The organism is Arthrobacter sp. Z1-15 (genome assembly GCF_054792395.1).
On the sequence record NZ_CP096454.1, the window covers coordinates 1,749,526 to 1,768,361 of the forward strand.

Consider the following 18,836-nt stretch of genomic DNA (forward strand, 5'->3'; position numbering starts at 1 on the left):
GGAGAATCATGTCCACCCCGAATGAAGACCCGACCACCGGGCCCGAGCCGATTGTCCCCCAGGAGGACGCCCTTCCGCCGGCGGACCAGAGCGGGCACGGCAAGATGCCCGAGGAGATTGACGACGACGCGTTCCAGCGGGCGGCGGAACAGGAGCGCGTGGCGGCAGGACTGGCTGACTATGCACCCAGGGACGTCCCTCCGGCCACCGACCCCCTGCCGGAGGGCAGCTCCGAGGAAGCCGACCGTGCCCAGCGGGGGCTGGAGGATCAGTAAGCCAGGATCATCTGCGCCGCCCGTTCGGCAATCATGATCGTGGGCGCGTTGGTGTTGCCCGTGGGTACCAGCGGCATCACTGAGGCGTCCGCAATGCGCAGCCCGGGCATTCCGTGGACCTGCAGTGTCCGCGGATCCACCACGGCCAGGGCGTCAAGGCCCATTTTGCAGGTCCCCACCTGGTGGTGGTAGGTCACCACGGTGTCGCGGACGTACTGTTCCAGATCCTCGCTGCTGTCCGTGACCTGCGGTCCGGGGTAGATTTCCTCGGCACCCCATTCCCCGGCCAGTGCCGAGGTGCGGCCCAGCTCGCGGCACTGCCGCACGGAGGCGGCCAGCGACTCGACGTCGGCCTGTTCACTGAGGGCGCCCAGGTCAATGCGGATCGGGTCTTCCGGTGCCGGGCCGGAGAGGGTGATCTCGCCGCGGCTGAGCGGACGGACAATGCCGGCCACCAGGGAGAATCCGTTCTCGGGACCGGTCATGGAATCCAGGAAATACATCGGCAGGGAGAAATGGATGGGCTGCGTGTCCGGCACGGCCAGGTCCGGACGGGACTTCCAGAACAGGTGCGTTTCCGCGGCTCCCACTTCGGGGGCGGGCACCGGCTTGGCGGTGGTTGTAAAAATGACGGGGGAGAGCAGATGGTCCTGCAGGTTCTTGCCGACCCCGGGCAGGTCCAGGACGGGTTCGACGCCGGCCTCCCGCAGTTCCGCAGCCGGGCCGATGCCCGAGCGCAGCAGTACCTCGGGGGAGCCGATGGCTCCGGCGGTCAGCAGGGTTTCATCCGCGCTGACGGACTTGAGCCGGCCGTCCTGCTCGAACTCGACGCCGGTCACCGTCCCGTCCTCCACGAGCAGCCGGCGCACGGCGGCGCCGGTCAACAGGGTGAGGTTCGGGTTGTCCGCCACCGGGCGGAGATACGCGTGCCAGGTGTTGAACCGCTTGCCGTCGCGGATGTTCAGCTGCATCTTCGAAGCGCCCTCAACGTCACCGGAGTTGTAGTCATCGTTGATCTTGATGCCCATTTCAGCAGCACCGGCCAGGATGGATTCCTGCGCCGGGTTCATCGGGAAGTCCGCGACGACGTCGAGCGGTCCGTCGGTGCCGCGGCTCTCGGAGGCTCCGCCGTCGTAGTTTTCGATGGCCTTGAAGACCGGCAGGACGTCCTCCCAGCCCCAGCCCGGGCAGCCGAGGTAGTTCCATGTGTCGTAGTCCTGCTTGGCGCCGCGGACCCAGATAGTGGCGTTCAGCGCATGGGAGCCGCCCAGCACCTTGCCGCGGGGCAGATGGATCCGCCGGTTGGAGCAGCCGGGCTGTTCCACGGTGTAGTAATCCCAGTCTTCGGGGCCGTGCCAGAGGCCGCCGGCGGCGTGCACGTCGGCGATTACCGGGTTGGTGTCCTCGCCCCCGGCTTCCAGGACGGTGACCCGGTGGCCGGCGTCGAGCAGCCGGCGGGCAATGACGCAGCCGGCTGAACCGGCGCCGATGACGATATAGGAGTTCACGGAGACCTTTCACTGCGGGGGAGGGGGAGGGGGAAGGGGAGGGGAGGGGAGGGAGCGGGGAGAAAGAGGGGAGAAAAGCGCGGTGCCGGGCCGGCAGGGGGGATCCGTTCCGGCACCGCGGGTATGGGGGACCCGTAGGTCAGTAGGTGGTCAGTAGCTGATGACCTGCGGGGCACCCAGGTGCTTGAGGCCTTCGACGCCGAACTCCAGGCCGTAGCCGGACTGCTTGGCTCCGCCGAAGGGAATCCTCGGGTCCACGGTGCCGTGCTTGTTAATCCAGACGGTGCCGGCCTGGATGCGGGCTGCCACTTCCCTGGCTGCGTCCTTGTCCGAAGACCAGACGGAGGCGCCCAGGCCAACCTCAAGGCCGTTGGCCATTTCCACTGCCTCGTCCACCGTGGAGTACCGGATGATCGGAAGAGCGGGACCAAACTGTTCCTTCGCGACCAGCGGATTGCTGTTGTCGATGTCCGCCACCAGGGTGGTGGGGTAGAAGTAGCCGGGACGGTCGGGGTCAGGGTTTCCGCCGAGCACGATCCGGGCGCCGGAGTCGCGGGCTGCCTCCACGAGATCGGCCACAATGGTGTACTGCGCCTGGTTCTGCAGCGGCCCGAGGACGTTGTTCTCATCCATCCCCACGCCCATGGGCATCTTGGCGGCGACGCCGGCCAGCGCGGTGACGACGTCGTCGTAGATGTCCTCGTGTACGTAGAGGCGTTTCATGGCCGCGCAGGTCTGACCGGTGTTGATGAACGCTCCCCAGAACAGGTCCTCGGCAATGGCCTCCGGATCGGCATCGGGGAGCACAATCCCGGCGTCGTTGCCGCCTAGTTCCAGGGTCAGCCGCTTCACCGTGTCGGCGGAGGAACGGATGATCGCCTTGCCGGTGGCAGTGGAGCCGGTGAACATGATTTTGTCCACGTCCGGGTGGGCGGAGAGTGTCTCGCCGACGTCGCGGCCGCCGGAGACCACCTGCAGCACGTCGGCAGGCAGCGCCTGGTTGATGACGGCGGCCAGGGCCAGCACGGACAGCGGGGTGTATTCGGAGGGCTTCATCACCACGGTGTTGCCCATCCGCAGCGCCGGTGCGAGCTGCCAGACGCTGATCATCATGGGCCAGTTCCAGGGGCCGATGGCGCCCACGACGCCGAGGGGCCGGTAGTGCAGCTCGGCCCGCCCGCCGTCGTCGTCCACCAGCACCTCCGGCTCCAGGTCGAACGAGGCCGCGGCACGCAGCCAGGCGGCGGCGCCGCCGACTTCGAAGCGGGCGTTGGGTCCGTTCAGCGGCTTGCCCTGTTCGCGGGAGAGCAGCTCGGCGAGGCCTTCGGCCGCGGCATCAACGGCATCGGCTGCGCGGTTCAGGGCTTCACGCCGGCCGGTGTGGCCGAGGGCGGCCCAGGACGGCTGGGCGGCGCGGGCGGCGGACACCGCTTTCTCCAGGTCTTCAACGGTGTGGACCGGAGCTTTGCCCACCAGCTCGCCCGTGGCCGGATCCAGGATGTCCCGGCCTTCACCGGCAGCCGAAACGGTGCCCAGAAGGTCCTGGTAGGAAGTAAGTGCTGAGTCGGCGAGAGGCATATCCTGCTCCTTTGGAAGATGGTTGGACGGTGGTCCCAGTTAACTGTGGCTCAGGTCACCGCGCCGGCGGTTGGCTTTGCGTGAGTACTGCTTGGCAAAGCGTGCACAGCTCCTACGCGGCGCCTTCTTCCGGCAGGTCACCGCCGTGGCCGATTCCCGCATAGGTTTCGGGGCTGCGCCGGCGCAGCACCAGCCCCCAAGCGAGGCCGAGGACCCCGGGTGCCAGGACGATGGCCGGCAGCAGCCAGCCAAGGATGCTCGCTTCCTGCAGGCCGATCAGCACGTCGAAGTTGGCCACGATCATGCTGAACACTGCGGCCAGGGCGATACCCGCCGCAGTCGGTGCAATCAGCCGGGTCCAGGTGCCGTACCAGGAGGCGTGGCGGTTCAGATAGCCCACCACCGCGAAGGACGTCAGTGCCATCAGCAGCACCAGGCCGAAGGCGCCCATGTTGGTCAGCCAGGTGAACAGGGTGAGGACGGGGAACAGCGGCCCGGATTCGGCGTTCCGGCCGGCGGCGGCGAAGATCAGCAGCACCACGACGGCGATGGCGGACTGGGCCAGGGAGCCAGCCACCGGGGCCTGGGTGCGGGGGCTGGTGGCGGCCAGGGCCTTGGGCAGCACGCCCTCCCGGCCGAGCGCGAAGAAGTAGCGGGCCACCACGTTGTGGAAGGCCACCAGGGCTGCCAGCAGGCTGGTGACAAACAGCAGCGAGGACAGATCCACGGCCCACTGCGGCACCCGGTCGGCCAGGAACGCAAAGACCAGGTCCGGACCCAGTTCGGTGGAGCGCGCTATGACCTGGCTGTCCCCTTCGCCCACGGACATGGCCCAGGCGGAGAAGGCGTAGAAGCAGGCAATCACCACAATGGCGATGAAGGTGGCCCGGCGGGCGGTGGTGTGCGGGTCCTTGACCTCCTCGTTGTAGATGGCGCCGGACTCAAAGCCCATGAACGCAGCAATGCTGAAGGCCAGCGCGGCCCCGACGCCGGCGGTAAACAGGCCCGACGGCGCGAGGGAGGCGGCGGTGATGCCTTCCGGTGCCGCCGCCACGGAAATGAGGTCGTAGACAATGACCACGAGGAATTCCAGGGCCACCAGTGCGCCCAGCACCTTGGCCGAAAGGTCCACCTTGCAGACGCCCAGTACGGCGACGACGGCCCACGCGGCCAGCGCGCAGATCCACCAGGCAGGCTCCGCCCCGCTCAGGCCCGTGATGAAGGAGGACAGGGCGAAGCCGAACATCCCGTAGATGCCGATCTGCATGGCGTTGTAGGCCACCAGGGCCACCCAGGCGGCGCCGACGCCGGCGGGCCGGCCCAGGCCGCGGGCAATATAGGCGTAGAACGCACCGGCGTTGTGCACGTGCTGACTCATGGCCGAGTAGCCCACGGTAAAGAGCAGGAGCACGGCGCCGAGAATGATGAAGGAGAGCGGGATGCCCGGCAGTCCGGTGACGGCGTAGTTGCTTGTCACTCCGCCGGCCACCACCGTCAGCGGCGCCGAGGCGGCAATAATCATGAAGACGAGCGCCGGCACACCGAGGCGCCGCTGCCCCAGAGCCGTGCCCGGGCTGCGCTGCTGGGCGGTTAAGGACACGGAGGTCTCCTGACAGACGAGGCTGAGTCGATGCACCCGGAACGGGTGACCTTCACTGTGGCCTACGTCATAGTGCCGCCGCTTGGCTTTCAGCGAGCACTGATTGCCGATATGTGCACTTGGCGCAAAAGCAGGTGGCCGTACTCAGGTGCGCCGGCGGTAGGCGGTGGGGGAGCAGCCGTGCGCTGCGCGGAAGATGCGGCTGAAGTGCGCCGGGTCGGGCAGGCCCCAGCGGGCGCCGATGGCAGAGATCGGTACGTCGGCCAGTAGGGGGTCGGCCAGGTCATGCCGGGCTCCTGCCAGCCGCCGCTCGCGGATCCAGGCCGCCGCAGTGGTTCCGCTGTCTTCGAAGAGCTTGTGCAGGCTGCGCGTGGAAATGTAGTGCGCGGCGGCCACGTAGCCGGGAGAGAGGTCCGGGTTGGAGAGCTGTCCGTCGATAAAGAGCTGAATCCGGTGCAGCATCCGGGTCTGGCTGCCGCCCTCCGCCGCCGGGCTGGAATAGGACTCGTCCGCCAGCAGGGTGGCCAGCAGGTCAACGGTGTTCATGGCCAGCCGGTGTGCAATCGGTCCGTCGAGTTCGGGCAGCATGCGCGCGGTTTGCGTCAGGAACGGCACCACGGCACGGCCCAGCCGGTGTTCCTTGCCCAGCGGAATGGCGGTCAGCCCGCGCATCTGGTCTGCCGAGAGGCCCACCAGGTGCTTCGGGAACATCAGTACCAGCGTGGAAAAGCTCTCATCGAACCGCAGGGTGTAGGGCTCGCCGGTGTCGTAGATCGCCAGCTCCCCGGTGGTCAGCACCGTTTCGCGGCCGCCCTGGCGGAGGACTCCGCTGCCGGAGAGCTGCAGGTTCAGCTTGTAGAAACCGGATCCGCCGGCTGAGATCAGCTCCGGGGTGCGCCTCACGGCGTGCGCCATGGCGTCCACCTGGACTATGGCGAGTTCGCGCAGCTGGTGGCTGGTGAGCTGGCCCGCGAAGGACGCCTCCGGGTGGATCCCGGCGGGTGCCGTCTCGAGCGGAACAAAGGACTCCGAGATGAGCCGTTTCCACTCCGGAAAGGACTGGGCCCGGACGACGGCGCCGGCGGAGTTCCGGACGGTCCCGCCGGAAGTCGCCCGGACAGGTCCGTCGGGAAGCATGGTTGTCATGGTCTTCCTTTCCCTGCGGGTGCCGGCAGTGTCCGTGGCGGCGGTCACATAGAGGGAACTTACGCGCTTTCCGGGCCTTTGTCGAAGTTATTCTCCCTGTGTCGAACTTCCCGGCGGCGGCCAGGGTACGTGCGGTCTGGCCGGCGCACGCCGGAACCGCAGCGACCGGCGGCACGGCAGGGGGAGACAAATGCCGAATACATCTGTACTGTACAACCGTATAGGCAAGAGATACTTCAACGCTTTGGAGGAATCATGAGCAAGCAGGGTAAAGGCATTGCCGTCGGCATCGGTATGGTCGTCTTCGGTGTGGTTCTCTATGTGGTCTTCGGCCATATTGTGAAGGTCGAGACCCCGGTGATCGGACTTCGACAGACGGGAGCGGTGATCGCTGTGCTGGGGATCATTGAGTTGGTGGCATTGCAGTGGGGCGGCGCCCGCAGGAGAGGAGACGATCTCCTCTGACGGCAGAAGAACGCATCCTCGGCGCGGTGCTGGACGTACTGGCCGAACACGGAGTCGACAGGCTCAGCATCAGGAGCGTGGCCCAGGCGGCGGGCATCTCTCCCGCCCAGGTCCAGTACTACTACCGGACCAAGCGCGACCTTGTCCGGGCGGGCTTCGAATATTCCAGCGGCCAGTTTCTCGCTGCCGTAGCGGCGGCAGAACCCGCCACGCTTCGGGAGCTGACTCTGCAGTGGCTCCCCCTGGATGAGGCGAGGGAGCGCCGTGCGCGGGTCTGGCTGGCCTATACCGAAATGGCTGCCCGCGATGAGCAACTTGCCGCTGAGGCTGCCCGCACTGACGAGGAACTGCGTCAGTGGTTCACCGGTGCCGGCGTTCCGGGGCCGCAGGCGGCAATGCTGCTGGCTTTGATAGACGGAGTCACAGCACAATGCCTGGTCCTGCTGCTGCCCCGGCGCCGGGAACTTGCGGAGAAGACGCTGTTGGCTTTTCTGGATGATCAGAACCTCAACGTGAAGCTTGACCGGTGAGCTGCCGGGAAGCGCGTCTAGCCGCGCAGTAACTCCAGCTGCCCGTCCAGCTGCGCAACCAGCTGGTCCGGGGAGTTGAAGCCCGGATCAAAGACGGCAGCTACCTGTGCGCCCAGCAGGAAGGTCAGCAGGGTTTCGGCGGCGATCTCGACCGGCACTCGTCCGCCGTCGTCCGCGCCCCGCGCCGCGGACAGCCAGCCGCGGATGCTGCTGCGCCACTGCAGCGTGGCTGCGTCGTTGACCTCGGCCTGTGCCGGATCGTGCAGCGCCTGCTGCCAGAAGGCGATGACCACCCGCGCTTCATCCAGCCGGTTTGCGTCCAGTGGAAGCACTTCAAGGCAGAAGGCCCGCAGGGCCTCAAAGCCGTTCAAACCCGCGGTTGCCGTCTCCCCGCGGCTGTTGGTGCGGGAAAAGACGTGGCGGAACGTTGCCTCCATGAGGTCCGATTTCGCGGGAAAGTACGGCTTAATCGCGCCGTTGGCATACCCGGCCTCGGCCGCGACCTCGCGCAGCGTGGCGCCGTCCAGCCCCCGCCGGGCGATCACCCGCCACGTGGTCTGCACGATTTCAGCGCGCCGCCGCTCATGATCGACGATCTTCGGCATCTGTTCCTTTCGGCGCCGGCCCCCGCGGCCCCCGCGGCCGCCGTTCCCTCCGTGCCATCCTAGCCTCGCGTGCGGCCTCCAGTTGTTTCGGGGCGGCAGCTGCTTCAGGTTGCAATCTCATGGCTGGCCTGCGGCAGCGAGGGGCGAGCTATTTCCCTGCCGGGTGTGTGCTGTTAACGTGAAATACGGACAGAAGTCCCGGGGCACGTTGCGCCGGGAAGACGACCAAATTGCACCTGCAAAAGAGCCAGCCGCCTGGCCGTCCCTGCCGGCGGTGGGAGAGGCAGAACGATGATCGAAGCTGTGAGCAGCTACGCGGACCTCTGTAAGCGCGAAGGGCCGTGGTGCATGGCCTATGTAGATGCGGGTATAGAGACCTTTACGTCCCGGGAGTCCTTGGGGATCTTCGCGTCCAATGCCAGATCCGCAATGGAAGAGCAGGGCGCGTCACCGGAGGACCTTGACGCCATTGAGTCCGCAGCCCTACCCGCCCGGGGACATCCGTCGCCGGTGTCGCGGTACATCCTGGTACGGCACGGCCAGGTCGAACTGAACGAACTGCTGCCGGGCCCGCCGGTCCAGGCCGAGGCGACGTCCGTGTCGGCCATTCCCGATCTGCTTCCCTTGATCAAGCACCGGCCGGACGAGTATCCGTACCTCGTGGCCGAAGTTTCCCGGGACGGCGCCGAAATCAGCTTGAACTATGCCGGCGTCGTCGAGCCTGCCGAGGTGCAGGATGTCCAGGGCGAGACAATCCATTTGAGCCGGCTCTCCCGGGGCGGGATATCGCACACCAGGATGCGGCGCCGGACCAAGGAGGTCTGGCGGCGGAACGCGGACCAGGTTGCCGAGGAAATCGACAGGATCGCCCGCAGCGGCGATGTGCGGTTAATCATGCTGGCAGGCGACGTCCGCGCGCGAGGTCTGGTGCTGGACCAGTTGACGGAAGCCAGCCGAGGCATGGTGAGTATTATCGACACCCATACTGCCGGTTCCGACGGCGACGGCTTCGACGACGAGATCCACGAACAGATTGCGCTGCAATGGGCGGCCGAGCAGGACGACGTCATGGACCGTCTGGCTCAACAGAAAGGCCAGGATAATCCCGGAGCAGCCGCCGGAATGGGCGCCGTTGTCCGTGCCTTCCAGAAGGCTCAGGTGGACACTTTGGTCATCAACGACCAGGCGCTCGCGGGTAGCAGTCTCCTGGCGCTCGACGCTGAGCCATGGATCGCTTCGGCTGAGGAAGAGGCGCATGGGGTAGGTATGCTCGGTTGGGGCCCGGCACCGGCGGCCTTGCTGCGCTCCGCGGCGCTGACCGACGCGAAGGTCCTGCTGGTTCCTCCCGGTGTGCTCCCCGGCGGGCTTGACGCCGCAGCCCTGCTGCGCTGGCCCAACCAGTCAGCAGCGGCGGCCCCGATGACGTAATACGCGGGGCGGCCTCCTCGGCACTTCCGTTTCGGGCGGGCCGGTACCCTGCCCCGGGTTGGTCGTTTGTCCCTCGGCTCCGCGCCTCCGCACCGTTTCACCAGCACCTCTTTGGTACCCGGCTGGGTCTTGCCCGTCGATAAACGGCTGGCTCTGCCCGGTATTGAACGGCCGGCTCTGCCCGGCCGGCCGAACGGCCCACCCTGCCTCAGGCCGGTGCGTCCGCCGGTTCCCCCGCGGTCTCGTGCACCAGCCGGCCCTCGAACCAGGTCTGCTCCACCTGTACGGTGTGGATCTGTCCCGGGTCGATGCTGAAGATGTTCCGGTCCAGCACAATGAAATCCGCCGACAGCCCGGCCCGCAGCATGCCAACGCGTTCCTGCAGTCCCATGGCCGCGGCCGGGTTGCGGGTGAACGCCGCCACCGCCTGCCGGACGTCCAGGGCCTGTTCGGCATTGAGTGCGCCGACGACGGCGGGGTCCGGGTTGCGGCGGGTGATCATGGTTTCCAGCCCGGTCCAGGGATCGGGCGTGGGTGCCGAGCAGGGCCAGTCGGAGCCGCCGCTGACCAGCGCTCCATCGAGCATCAGGTCCCGCAGCGGCCACGACTTTTCGAAGGTTTCCGCCGGAACCTGCTTGGCGATGCTCTCCTGGATCACCGAGGGGAACCAAATGTACGGCGAGGCATCGGGCACCACGTCCAGGGCCGCGAACCGGGGTAGATCGGCGTCGCTGACGTATTCCGTGTGGGCAATCTGGAACAGCGGACCCGTGCCGCGGGAAGCCCGCACACGCTCCACGGCGTCAAGGATCAGGCGCACTGCGGCATCGCCGGTGGCATGGAGCTTGGCGTGCAGGCCGCGGTCCACCAGCTCCTCGAGCGAGGCGGTGAGTTCATCGAGCTGCCACAGCGGTTCGCCCGTGTGCTGCGGATCCTCTCCGGCATGGCTGCACCGGTACGGGGTGAGCATGGCGCTGGTGCGGGTCATCGGTACGCCGTCGAGCACGTACTTGGAGAAGTCCGGATGCAGATGGGCAGTGCGGTGCCGGGCGCCGACGTCGTACAGGTCCGCACCGGTGGTGCCGGGTTCAATGAACGGGCGGGAGGGCATGGAGGCCACCACATGGGCGGTGAGCTCGCCGCGGCGGTCCATGGCCGCGAGGGATTCCAGTGCGTAGTCCATCGTGGCCGCCTCCTGCACGGTGGTGACCCCGTAGCCGTTCAGGATGTGCACGGCGGTGCGGAAAGCGGTGGCGTGCCGTTCAGGGGTGTCCTCGATTGAGGCGGCCGCTGCAGCCTCGGCCACCGGGCTGGCCATTTCCTGCAGGACACCGGTCAGCTGCCCGCCGCCGTCGCGCACATAGGTGCCGCCCTCCGGGTCCGCCGTGCCCGCGTCCACGCCCATCAGCTCCAGGCCGCGCGAGTTCACCCAGCGGTTGTGCATGGAGTCATCGCGCAGCAGCACCGGGCGGCCATCCGCCGCCTCGTCCAGGGCGTGCAGGTCCTCCACGGTGATGTCATCCATCACGGTGGAGCCCACAATGCCGCCGATGATCCATTCCCCGGGTGCGAGGCGTTCGGCCCAGCTCCGCACCTTGGCGAAGATCTGCGCCGTGTTGTCGGTGGGCAGCAGCGGCAGCTCAAACGCCGCCTGCCGGCCGCCCAGGCCCAGGTGGGCGTGCACGTCCACCAGGCCGGGCAGGGCCAGCCGGCCCTGGAGGTCGACGACTGCGGTTTCCTCGCCGGCCAGCTCCCGGACCCGTGCCTCGCTGCCCACCGCCACGATGTTGCCTGCACGTACGGCAAACGCCTCCGCCCACTCGTTCTCCGGATCGCTGGTGTAGACGGGGCCGTTGACGACGATGATGTCGGCGGGGGAGTGCGGGTTCACGAGGTGGTCCTTTCCTGGGGCGGCAGCTGGTCTCCTGCCAGCTTCTGCGGTGAAACGCCGTTCGGCCTTGTCGCGGGGCGACGGCCCCTTGTCGTTGCGTGCAGTCCTTGGCGGTTGGACGCCGCAACCGCCGCTGAAGCACCCAAAACACCCTTGTAACCCACGCCACACATGGTTATTGTCTACAGCCATAGAAAAAACCGTGCAGCCGCACCCCGCGGCGTCCGGTTTCCGCAGTTCCCCGCCCCGGCGAAGCAGGCCGGCAACCAAGAAAACGGAGACCTTATGAGCTCGTGCCACTCCCCTTCCGCCCCGGACGCAGCCGCCGGAACTGCCGCCGCGACCGCCGCGACCACCGCCACCGCCACCGCCGTCGATGCCGACGCCACCGGCGCCTACACACTGGCCACCCCGGAGGAGATCACCGCCGTCCGCGAGATCCTGGAGGCCGCCGGGCTGTTCCCCGATACCGCACGGATCGCCTACCTCGGCCTGGTTGACCCGCCCCGGGGAGCGGCGGACCAGGATGCCCCGGCCGACCGCCGGTTCCGGGTCTTCCTGCTGGACACCGACGGCGGCAAGCCGCACGACGTCGTCGTTTCCGCCACCGCGCGCCAGGTGGTGTCCGACGTCGAACTGGACACCTCGGTAACCGGCGAGCTGCCGGTGCTGGAAGAGGAATTCGAGGTGGTTGAACAGATCCTTTCCACCGACCCCGACTGGCTTGCCGCACTCGAAAAGCGAGGGCTCGACGTCGCACAGGTCCGGGTGGCGCCGCTGTCCGCGGGCGTCTTTGAATACCCCGAAGAAAAGGGCCGGCGGATCCTGCGCGGCCTGGCCTTCCTGCAGACCCACGCCGAGGACTCCGCCTGGGCCCATCCGATTGACGGACTGGTGGGATACGTGGACGTCAGCGCCCGGACCGTGGACCAGGTGCTGGACTTCGGCGCCGTCCCGGTGCCGGAGGAACACGGCAACTACACCGACCCGACCCTCACCGGACCGCTGCGCACCACGCAGAAACCGATCAGCATCACCCAGCCGGAGGGCCCGAGCTTCACCGTCACCGGAACGAATCACGTGGAGTGGGAAAAGTGGCACCTGGACGTGGGCTTTGACGTCCGCGAGGGCATGGTGCTTTACAACATCGGCTTCGAAGACGGCGGGCGCGTACGCCGGATCCTGAACCGCGCCTCCATTGCCGAGATGGTGGTCCCGTACGGGGATCCCGCGCCCACCCGGTCCTGGCAGAACTACTTCGACACCGGCGAATACCTGGTGGGCCAGTTCGCCAATTCACTGGAACTGGGCTGTGACTGCCTGGGCGAAATCCACTACATCTCGCCCACGGTTTCCGATGCCCGCGGCAATCCGCGCACCATCCGCAACGGCATCTGCATGCACGAGGAGGACGCCTCCATCCTCTCCAAGCACTCGGACCTGTGGTCCGGCATCAACTACACGCGCCGCAACCGCCGGCTCGTGATCAGCTTCTTCACCACCGTGGGCAACTACGACTACGGCTTCTACTGGTACCTGTACCTGGACGGCACCATCGAGTTCGAGGCCAAGGCCACCGGCGTCGTCTTCACCAGCGCCTACCCGGGCAAGGACTACCCCTACGCATCGGAGATGGCCCCCGGCCTGGGCGCCCCGTTCCACCAGCACCTGTTCGGTGCCCGGCTGGATTTCGCGCTCGACGGCGGCCCGGGCCGGGTTGAGGAAGAAGACGCCGTGCGTGTTCCGGTCAGCCCGGAAAACCCGCGCGGCAACGCCTTCACCCGCAAGCGGACCGTGCTGGCGCGGGAGTCGGGGGCTGCCCGCGATGCCGCCGCCGGCGTCGGGCGCACCTGGGTGGTGAGCAACCCCGAAAAGCTCAACCGGCTGGGGGAGCCGGTGGCCTACAAGCTGCATCCGGAGGGCCAGCCCACACTGCTGGCCGACGAGGATTCCTCCATCTACCGCCGGGCGACCTTCGCGTCCAAGGCGCTGTGGGTGACCCGGCGGGACGAGTCCCAGCGCTACCCGACCGGAGACTTCGTCAACCAGCACTCCGGCGGCGGCGGCATTCCGGAGTGGGTGCAGGCGGACCGGGACATCGATGGGCAGGACATTTCCGTGTGGCACACCTTCGGTCTGACGCACTTCCCGCGGGTGGAGGACTGGCCGATCATGCCCGTGGACACCACCGGGTTCAAGCTGCGGCCCGAGGGCTTCTTCGACCGCTCGCCCGTGCTGGATGTTCCCGCCCCGGAATCCGGCGGGCATTGCCACCGGTAGCCGTCCGCCCTGCCGGTCCCAGGCTCCATGCCCGCGTCTGTTCCGCTGCGGCTCTGGCCTCCGCCGGCGTGCACGTCTGGATGGCGGGGCAGCACTCCGGGTTCTGGGGTGCTGCCATGGTGGCGATGGCGCTGATGTGCCTGCCCTGCGTGCTGCCGCTGTGGCGCTCAGGGTCCCAAGGAGCGGCACGGATGCTGATGGGTGGCGCGCTGGCCATGGTCGCCGTTCATGCGGTGCTGCTGCTGGCCCCCGGCGGGGGAGGCGCCGGGCACCAGCACGGCGGGGCGGTTGCGGTCTCGGCTGCCGCGGCCGGCAGTGGAGCCACCTTCGGCATGCTGGCGTTGATCGGGTGGGAACTGTGCGCGGCCATGCTGGCCGCGACCTGGCTCCGCCGCCGTGCTGTTGCTGACACGGCAGCAACGGCACGGCCGGTACTGGGCCGCTACTGATTGCTTATGGCTCAGCCGTTTGGCGGTTGGTGGCGGTCCCAGGAACCGCGCCCGCGCCGTTCCCTCTCACCCGGCGGAAACCGACGGCGGTCAGGTAAATGCCAAGGAACGCCTCCCAGATGATCTCCGGGAGGGTGGCCAGGGCGGACGGAACCGAAGTCTGCTCATAGGCTCCGAAAAGCACGGCAAGGCCGGACAGCGACATCAATGGACCGCCGATCAGGCCGAACAGTGCCATCGGCCGCGGCACCAGGTGCGAGCGGTACATCAGGAACCCGAGCAGCAGTCCGTTGCCGATCCCCACCACAAATCCCGGACCGAGCAGAAACGTCCAGCCGTGCACCGCCACCAGGGCCCTGGCCACGGGCAGGTACTCTCCGGCGTCGGCTCCGGTGCTCTGGCGCAGCGTCACCACGGTGAGCACGCTGAGGATCCCGACGGCAATGAGCGCGCATTCCATGATCCTCGCCGCAACATAACCGGCCGCGGCGGTCTCGCTGTGCCGGCGGAGGACGGGATACAGCACGACGGCGGTGCCAATGTTCGTGATGATCAGCACCAGTTCACACACGGCTCCGAGCAGGATCCGGGTGTCCGCGCCGGGTCCGGTGAGGTAATCCGGGTCGGTGAGCAGCGGTGCGTACAGTGCTGCCCCGGCGATGGCCGAGGCGAAGGTGAGGAGGAAGAGGATCCCGGCGGTCCGGGCGGTCCGGTTGGAGGCTTTCATGGTGCTCCTGTCGGCCAAAGGTGTACTTCGTACACCGGATACCCTGAACGTAGGTGTATGCCGTACACTCTGTCAAGCATTACTTCCGGGAAGGCGGCTCTGTGGGACAGGTACCGAAGGCACGTCTGCAGGAACCGGCCGAACGCCGTCCGCGGCTGAACCGGGACGCCGTGCTCCGCGCCGGCGTCGAACTGGCTGATCAGGCGGGCATTGACGGCTTCACGATGCGCACGCTGGCGGAGGAACTGGGTGTGGTGCCCATGGCGCTGTACAAGCACGTGGCCAACAAGCAAGAACTGCTCGAGGGCATGGTGAACCTCGTCTGGGCCGAGGTCACCGAACCGGACAGCGCGCGCGGCTGGAAGCAGGCCATGCGGGGACGTGCCGTTTCCCTGTGGGCCGCGCTGGTGCGGCACCCGTGGGCGGTAGGGCTGATGGAGGCGGCCGGCCGGCCGGGACCGGAGAGCCTGCACCAGCACAACGCGATGCTGGGCTGCCTGCGGCAGAGCGGCTTTTCCTTCCGCACCACCGTCCATGTCATGAGCATGCTGGATGCCTATGTGTACGGCTTCGCCCTGCAGCAGAAAACCCTGTCTTTCGAAACCCCGGAGGAGTCAGCCGAGGCTGCCGCCGCCACCCTCGACGCTGAATCCGCCGAGGCCGCGGCACGGTATCCGTACCTGCTTGAAGTGGTGGGGGAGCTGGCGAAGGAAGGCTACAACTACGACGCCGAATTCGCCGTCGGACTCGATGTCCTGCTGGACGGAGTTGAATCTCTGCGCGGGTCCTGGCGCAGTGGCGTGAACTGCAGCGGCGCTGTCGGCAGTTGACCCTGCGGCCGTCCACCGCATGAGCTTCGGTTTCCCGCTGGAGCGGCGGGCAGGGGAACTGTATGTAACACTCTCCCGGTGCAGGCCGTAGGTGCCGTCGCGACCGGGAACGTCCCGGTGCGGGTTCTTTTGCTGCCCGCGACACCGATGTTAGCGTGAGACACAGATTGAATCGATGCGCGGCAGTGCCGCACAGGAAGGAGATCACAATGACCGAACGACTCCACAAATACGCTGACCTCCACCGGCGCGGGGGGCCCTGGTGTGTCGTGTACACCGATGCCGGAACCGGGACCGTTGACGGGCTGGAAGCCGCCGACGTCCGCCCCGGCAATATCCGCGAGGCACTCGCGGCAATGGGCGCCTCCCCGGAGGACTTGGAAGCGGTGGAAACTGCGGTGGCTCCCGCCACCGGCCTGCCCTCGCCGGTGTCCAGATATGTCCTCGTCCGGCAGGGAAGCGTGGAAATGAATGAAGTCCTCCCCGGCCAGCTGGTGGTCCCCGAGCAGGTCTCCGCGGAGCCCGTTCCGGACCTGCTGCCGCTGCTCAAGCACCGTCCTGAAGAATTTCCCTACGTCGTTGCCGAGGTCTCGCGGGAGGACGCCGAGATCCGGCTCGAATACGTTGGACGTCCCGGCCCCGCAGCAGTCCAAGGCGTTGAAGGCTCGGAAGAAGATATCCGTAAGCTGCCCGGCGGCGGCTGGGCGCACGATAAGCAGCAGCGCCGGACTGAAGAATCGTGGCGCCGGAACGCAGACGAAGTTGCCTCGGAAATCGACCGGATCGTGGACAGCAGCGGGGCCAGGCTGATCATCCTCGCCGGTGACGTCCGTGCCCGGGGCCTGGTGCAGGAGCAGCTGACTGAAGCGCACAAGAAACTCGTCAGCATCGTCGACTCCCATACCCATACCGGGGGGTCCCGCAACGATGGTTTCGAGGACCAGGTCCAGGAACGCATTGCCCTGCAGTGGGCCGCCGAGCAGGAGCAGATCCTGGACCGGCTTGCCCTGCAGGAAGGGCAGGCCAATCCCGAGTCCGCCACCGGCATCGGTGCGGTGGTGCATGCGCTGCAGCAGGCCCAGGTGGACGTCCTGATCCTGAATGACAATGCGCTGTCGGACCGTCAGCTGCTGGCCCTCGGTGCCGAGCCGTGGGTGGCCAGCGCGGACGATCAGGCCTTGGGCGCGGAGGTGCTGGGCAAGGTTCCCGCCCCGGCGGCCCTGCTGCGTGCCGCCGCCCTGACGGACGCCAGTCTGCTGCTGGTTCCCGACGGCGTCCTGCCCGGAGGTGCCGACGTTGCCGCGCTGCTGCGCTGGCCCACCGGCCCCGAAGCCCCCGCGGCCTAAAGGAAAAGGGCCAGAGCCGAGGCCACCCTGGGCGACGACGTCGCGCAGGGTGGCCTCGGTGCCGCCCGGGGTCGAAGCTGTGTGCCGCTCCGACGGGGCGGCTAACGGGCGAACACCCCGGCAAGGTACCGGTTCCGCGACTCAATGAGGTTCTTCAGGTACCGGGCGAGCACCAGTTTCTCGACTGCCCGCCCGACGACGCCGAACGGCGCCTCGAACTCGATCCGGTCAACCATCGTCGTTCCCGCCGGACCCCGGCTGAACTCGTGGACATGCCGGAACCGCCGGAAGGGGCCCTTGACCTGCTCGTCGACAAAACGGGTTGGCGGCTCCATCTCGGTGATCCGGCTCGTCATCCGCAGGGGCACACCGAAGTGCCAGGCTCGCCAGGTGACGTCCTCGCCCAGGGAAATGAGCCCCGACGTCACGCCGCCAACTGCTTCTTCGCGCGAATGCGCCATCGAGTCCTTATGGGCGTCAATGCTGCGGGCGCGGTCAAACAGCTCCGGCGCGGACAGGCTCGTCAGCGTTGTGCACTCGAAGTAAACGGTCATGCAGAGAAGTATGGCAGTCCCCGGACATGGCAACTGTCCGGCCCACCGCCGGAGCGGTGAGCCGGACAGCGCAGTCGTTTAGACCGGCAGGCCGGTTAGGACGCGACGGCTTCGACGATCTTTTCGTCGCCTTCGTTGATGGCCTTTACGACCGCGTCGTAATCGCCCTTGTCGATGGCTTTGTCGACCTTCTTGGCGGCCTTGCTGACCGCCTTGTCGACACGGTCCAGGTAGTGGTCCTCGACAACGGCAACGAGCGCCGAGGAGCCCGTCGGCAGCCATTCGTCCGCTTCCACACCGATCTTCTTTTCCTCGTGGCGCTTCGCGATGGCACCGGCACCGGCGCCAATGGCTGCACCGATCACCCCGGACAGCAGGAGCGGCGGGGCGAACAATCCAACCACGAGCCCGGCGATGGCCCCGGCTGTGGTGCCGCCGCCTACCAGCCTGCCCCCGTGCTCCTTGACGTCAACCCGGCCTGAGTCATCCCGAGACAGGACAACAGCGGCCACTACCCCCTCATCCTCCAGGCTCTTAATCGTCTTGAAATCCTCTGTAGCCGAGACTGCGTCGCTGTACGACGCCACGAACAGGGTGTAGTTGTGATCCGTCATGTTGAGCCCTCCAGTTGGGTGCGGCCGCTGGCAGCAGTCCGCCGATCATCGAACACAAAAAACTGTATTCCCGCTGGAGGGCACCATCCGGTGCTTTGGACGATCCAGTGCCAAGATTCCCCGGTCTGCGGACGAGCGGAATTACTTCCGGTATCCTCATTTCCTGCTCAGCAGCACCGAAGGAATTCCGCTTAAGCAGCGGAGGCCGGAACGCCTGCCAGATCCTCCAGCTGTGCGGCCGTCAGCCGTGACCCGAAGGCAGGTCCGCCGGGCTGCATGAAGGTCGTGGCGGCCAGAGAAACGACGGGGACCGGGTCATAACCGATCCGGTCCACCATGGCCGAGACAAGGGCGACGGCCTGGGAATTGTCACCGGCCACCGCCAGGCCAAGCCGCTCCGGATGTCCGGCCGGACGGCGGTCGGGTTCCAGGCTGTGGTACCCGGTGTGGTTGAAGGTTTTGACGACGACGGCGCCGGGGAACATCTCCTGCACCACCACCGAGGAGCCCCGGGTTTCCGCTGCGAAGGCGGGAATCGTCCCGTCCACCGGCGGCCAGTAGTTCATTGCGTCCACCACAATGCGTCCGTGCAGCAGGGCGGGATCAACGGTGTGGAGCCGGTGCAGGGGCAGTGCCAGGATCACCAGATCCGCATCCGCCACGGCGTCCCCGGTCCATTTCGGCTCGGCACCGGGAGTGACAATTTCGGCCATCAGCGCCAGCAGGGCGGGATCGCCGGAGGCGGAGAGCGAAACCCGGTAGCCGGCGTCGAGCAGGGAGCGGGCGACGGCGGTGCCCACCCGTCCCGCGCCCACCACGGCGACGTGCAGTGTCTCCGGTGCGGAAGGGGCGGTCTGATCGGGGGAGGGCTGCAGGCTGGGGGAAGGCGTGGTCATGCTTGGTGCAACACGCCCTCCGCCTTCGTCATTCCCCGGTACGGCCGGGAGGAAGTCGGGTCCTCCTGTCAGCGGAGGGTCCAATCCGGGCAAAACTCCATAGTCGCTATTTGT

The 18,836-nt window shown here is 67.3% G+C and carries 18 protein-coding genes; 8 read left to right on the plus strand and 10 right to left on the minus strand.

The window, feature by feature from the left end:
• The first annotated feature begins 8 nt into the window (after positions 1–8).
• Entirely contained in the window at positions 9–275 is a 267-nt protein-coding gene (locus tag M1D40_RS08050; RefSeq protein ID WP_461170813.1) for a hypothetical protein, read from the plus strand.
• Here the strand turns inward: M1D40_RS08050 and M1D40_RS08055 are convergent.
• The 4 genes from M1D40_RS08055 to M1D40_RS08070 form a co-directional block, all read right to left on the minus strand.
• Complete coding sequence (locus M1D40_RS08055) at positions 269–1,783, minus strand: GMC family oxidoreductase (RefSeq protein ID WP_461170814.1); 1,515 nt, start codon at positions 1,781–1,783, stop codon at positions 269–271. The two genes, M1D40_RS08050 and M1D40_RS08055, sit on opposite strands and share 7 nt — an antisense overlap.
• A gap of 150 nt (positions 1,784–1,933) precedes the next feature.
• Positions 1,934–3,361 (minus strand): aldehyde dehydrogenase family protein, encoded by a 1,428-nt coding sequence (locus tag M1D40_RS08060; protein WP_461170815.1) that lies wholly within the window; start codon positions 3,359–3,361, stop codon positions 1,934–1,936.
• 112 nt (positions 3,362–3,473) lie between these two features.
• Positions 3,474–4,883: an APC family permease gene (locus M1D40_RS08065; protein WP_461171031.1), complete on the minus strand. Its 1,410-nt coding sequence runs from the start codon at positions 4,881–4,883 to the stop codon at positions 3,474–3,476.
• Between the two features lie 222 nt (positions 4,884–5,105).
• Positions 5,106–6,107: an AraC-like ligand-binding domain-containing protein gene (locus M1D40_RS08070; RefSeq protein WP_461170816.1), complete on the minus strand. Its 1,002-nt coding sequence runs from the start codon at positions 6,105–6,107 to the stop codon at positions 5,106–5,108.
• A 255-nt stretch (positions 6,108–6,362) separates the two neighbouring features.
• Between M1D40_RS08070 and M1D40_RS08075 the strand changes: the two genes are divergently transcribed.
• Both M1D40_RS08075 and M1D40_RS08080 read left to right on the plus strand, forming a co-directional pair.
• Entirely contained in the window at positions 6,363–6,572 is a 210-nt protein-coding gene (locus M1D40_RS08075) for a hypothetical protein (RefSeq protein ID WP_461170817.1), read from the plus strand.
• A gap of 26 nt (positions 6,573–6,598) precedes the next feature.
• Positions 6,599–7,102, plus strand: a complete 504-nt coding sequence (locus M1D40_RS08080) for a TetR/AcrR family transcriptional regulator (protein WP_461170818.1) — start codon at positions 6,599–6,601, stop codon at positions 7,100–7,102.
• A 17-nt stretch (positions 7,103–7,119) separates the two neighbouring features.
• On the opposite strand, the gene M1D40_RS08085 is transcribed toward M1D40_RS08080, so the two are convergent.
• Complete coding sequence (locus M1D40_RS08085) at positions 7,120–7,707, minus strand: TetR/AcrR family transcriptional regulator (RefSeq protein WP_461170819.1); 588 nt, start codon at positions 7,705–7,707, stop codon at positions 7,120–7,122.
• Between the two features lie 291 nt (positions 7,708–7,998).
• Here M1D40_RS08085 and M1D40_RS08090 point away from each other — a divergent pair, with 291 nt between their 5' ends.
• Positions 7,999–9,135, plus strand: coding sequence for a baeRF2 domain-containing protein (locus M1D40_RS08090; RefSeq protein WP_461170820.1), 1,137 nt, complete (start codon positions 7,999–8,001; stop codon positions 9,133–9,135).
• A 208-nt stretch (positions 9,136–9,343) separates the two neighbouring features.
• Here the strand turns inward: M1D40_RS08090 and M1D40_RS08095 are convergent, their stop codons facing one another.
• Positions 9,344–11,026, minus strand: coding sequence for an amidohydrolase (locus M1D40_RS08095; RefSeq protein ID WP_461170821.1), 1,683 nt, complete (start codon positions 11,024–11,026; stop codon positions 9,344–9,346).
• Positions 11,027–11,311: 285 nt separating this feature from the next.
• Here M1D40_RS08095 and M1D40_RS08100 point away from each other — a divergent pair, with 285 nt between their 5' ends.
• Positions 11,312–13,306 carry a primary-amine oxidase gene (locus tag M1D40_RS08100; protein WP_461170822.1) on the plus strand — a complete coding sequence of 665 codons (1,995 nt, stop codon included), beginning with the start codon at positions 11,312–11,314 and terminating at the stop codon, positions 13,304–13,306.
• On the plus strand, positions 13,294–13,755 hold the full coding sequence (locus M1D40_RS08105) for a hypothetical protein (protein WP_461170823.1): 462 nt from the start codon (positions 13,294–13,296) through the stop codon (positions 13,753–13,755). Before M1D40_RS08100 ends, M1D40_RS08105 begins: the two co-directional genes overlap by 13 nt.
• 4 nt (positions 13,756–13,759) lie before the next feature.
• Here the strand turns inward: M1D40_RS08105 and M1D40_RS08110 are convergent, their stop codons facing one another.
• Positions 13,760–14,482 carry a DUF4386 domain-containing protein gene (locus M1D40_RS08110; protein ID WP_461170824.1) on the minus strand — a complete coding sequence of 241 codons (723 nt, stop codon included), beginning with the start codon at positions 14,480–14,482 and terminating at the stop codon, positions 13,760–13,762.
• 101 nt (positions 14,483–14,583) lie between these two features.
• Between M1D40_RS08110 and M1D40_RS08115 the strand changes: the two genes are divergently transcribed.
• Complete coding sequence (locus M1D40_RS08115; protein ID WP_461170825.1) at positions 14,584–15,312, plus strand: TetR/AcrR family transcriptional regulator C-terminal domain-containing protein; 729 nt, start codon at positions 14,584–14,586, stop codon at positions 15,310–15,312.
• Positions 15,313–15,521: 209 nt separating this feature from the next.
• Entirely contained in the window at positions 15,522–16,658 is a 1,137-nt protein-coding gene (locus M1D40_RS08120; protein ID WP_461170826.1) for a baeRF2 domain-containing protein, read from the plus strand.
• Positions 16,659–16,759: 101 nt separating this feature from the next.
• Here the strand turns inward: M1D40_RS08120 and M1D40_RS08125 are convergent, their stop codons facing one another.
• From M1D40_RS08125 to M1D40_RS08135, 3 genes are all read right to left on the minus strand, one after another.
• Positions 16,760–17,212, minus strand: coding sequence for an SRPBCC family protein (locus M1D40_RS08125; RefSeq protein ID WP_461170827.1), 453 nt, complete (start codon positions 17,210–17,212; stop codon positions 16,760–16,762).
• A gap of 95 nt (positions 17,213–17,307) precedes the next feature.
• Positions 17,308–17,826 carry a DUF1269 domain-containing protein gene (locus M1D40_RS08130; RefSeq protein WP_341392879.1) on the minus strand — a complete coding sequence of 173 codons (519 nt, stop codon included), beginning with the start codon at positions 17,824–17,826 and terminating at the stop codon, positions 17,308–17,310.
• A gap of 191 nt (positions 17,827–18,017) precedes the next feature.
• The gene (locus M1D40_RS08135; RefSeq protein ID WP_461170828.1) at positions 18,018–18,722 is read right to left on the minus strand and encodes an NADPH-dependent F420 reductase; all 705 of its coding nucleotides are present in this window, start codon (positions 18,720–18,722) and stop codon (positions 18,018–18,020) included.
• Between the last annotated feature and the right edge of the window lie 114 nt (positions 18,723–18,836).

Coding starts and splice junctions, on each gene's coding strand:
- M1D40_RS08065 (WP_461171031.1), bottom strand. CDS start 4,883: ATGATTATTGCCGCCTCGGCGCCGCTGACGGTGGTGGCCGGCGGAGTG.
- M1D40_RS08130 (WP_341392879.1), bottom strand. CDS start 17,826: ATGACGGATCACAACTACACCCTGTTCGTGGCGTCGTACAGCGACGCA.
- M1D40_RS08090 (WP_461170820.1), top strand. CDS start 7,999: ATGATCGAAGCTGTGAGCAGCTACGCGGACCTCTGTAAGCGCGAAGGG.
- M1D40_RS08050 (WP_461170813.1), top strand. CDS start 9: ATGTCCACCCCGAATGAAGACCCGACCACCGGGCCCGAGCCGATTGTC.
- M1D40_RS08135 (WP_461170828.1), bottom strand. CDS start 18,722: ATGACCACGCCTTCCCCCAGCCTGCAGCCCTCCCCCGATCAGACCGCC.
- M1D40_RS08085 (WP_461170819.1), bottom strand. CDS start 7,707: ATGCCGAAGATCGTCGATCATGAGCGGCGGCGCGCTGAAATCGTGCAG.
- M1D40_RS08120 (WP_461170826.1), top strand. CDS start 15,522: ATGACCGAACGACTCCACAAATACGCTGACCTCCACCGGCGCGGGGGG.
- M1D40_RS08110 (WP_461170824.1), bottom strand. CDS start 14,482: ATGAAAGCCTCCAACCGGACCGCCCGGACCGCCGGGATCCTCTTCCTC.
- M1D40_RS08100 (WP_461170822.1), top strand. CDS start 11,312: ATGAGCTCGTGCCACTCCCCTTCCGCCCCGGACGCAGCCGCCGGAACT.
- M1D40_RS08070 (WP_461170816.1), bottom strand. CDS start 6,107: ATGACAACCATGCTTCCCGACGGACCTGTCCGGGCGACTTCCGGCGGG.
- M1D40_RS08060 (WP_461170815.1), bottom strand. CDS start 3,361: ATGCCTCTCGCCGACTCAGCACTTACTTCCTACCAGGACCTTCTGGGC.
- M1D40_RS08125 (WP_461170827.1), bottom strand. CDS start 17,212: ATGACCGTTTACTTCGAGTGCACAACGCTGACGAGCCTGTCCGCGCCG.
- M1D40_RS08075 (WP_461170817.1), top strand. CDS start 6,363: ATGAGCAAGCAGGGTAAAGGCATTGCCGTCGGCATCGGTATGGTCGTC.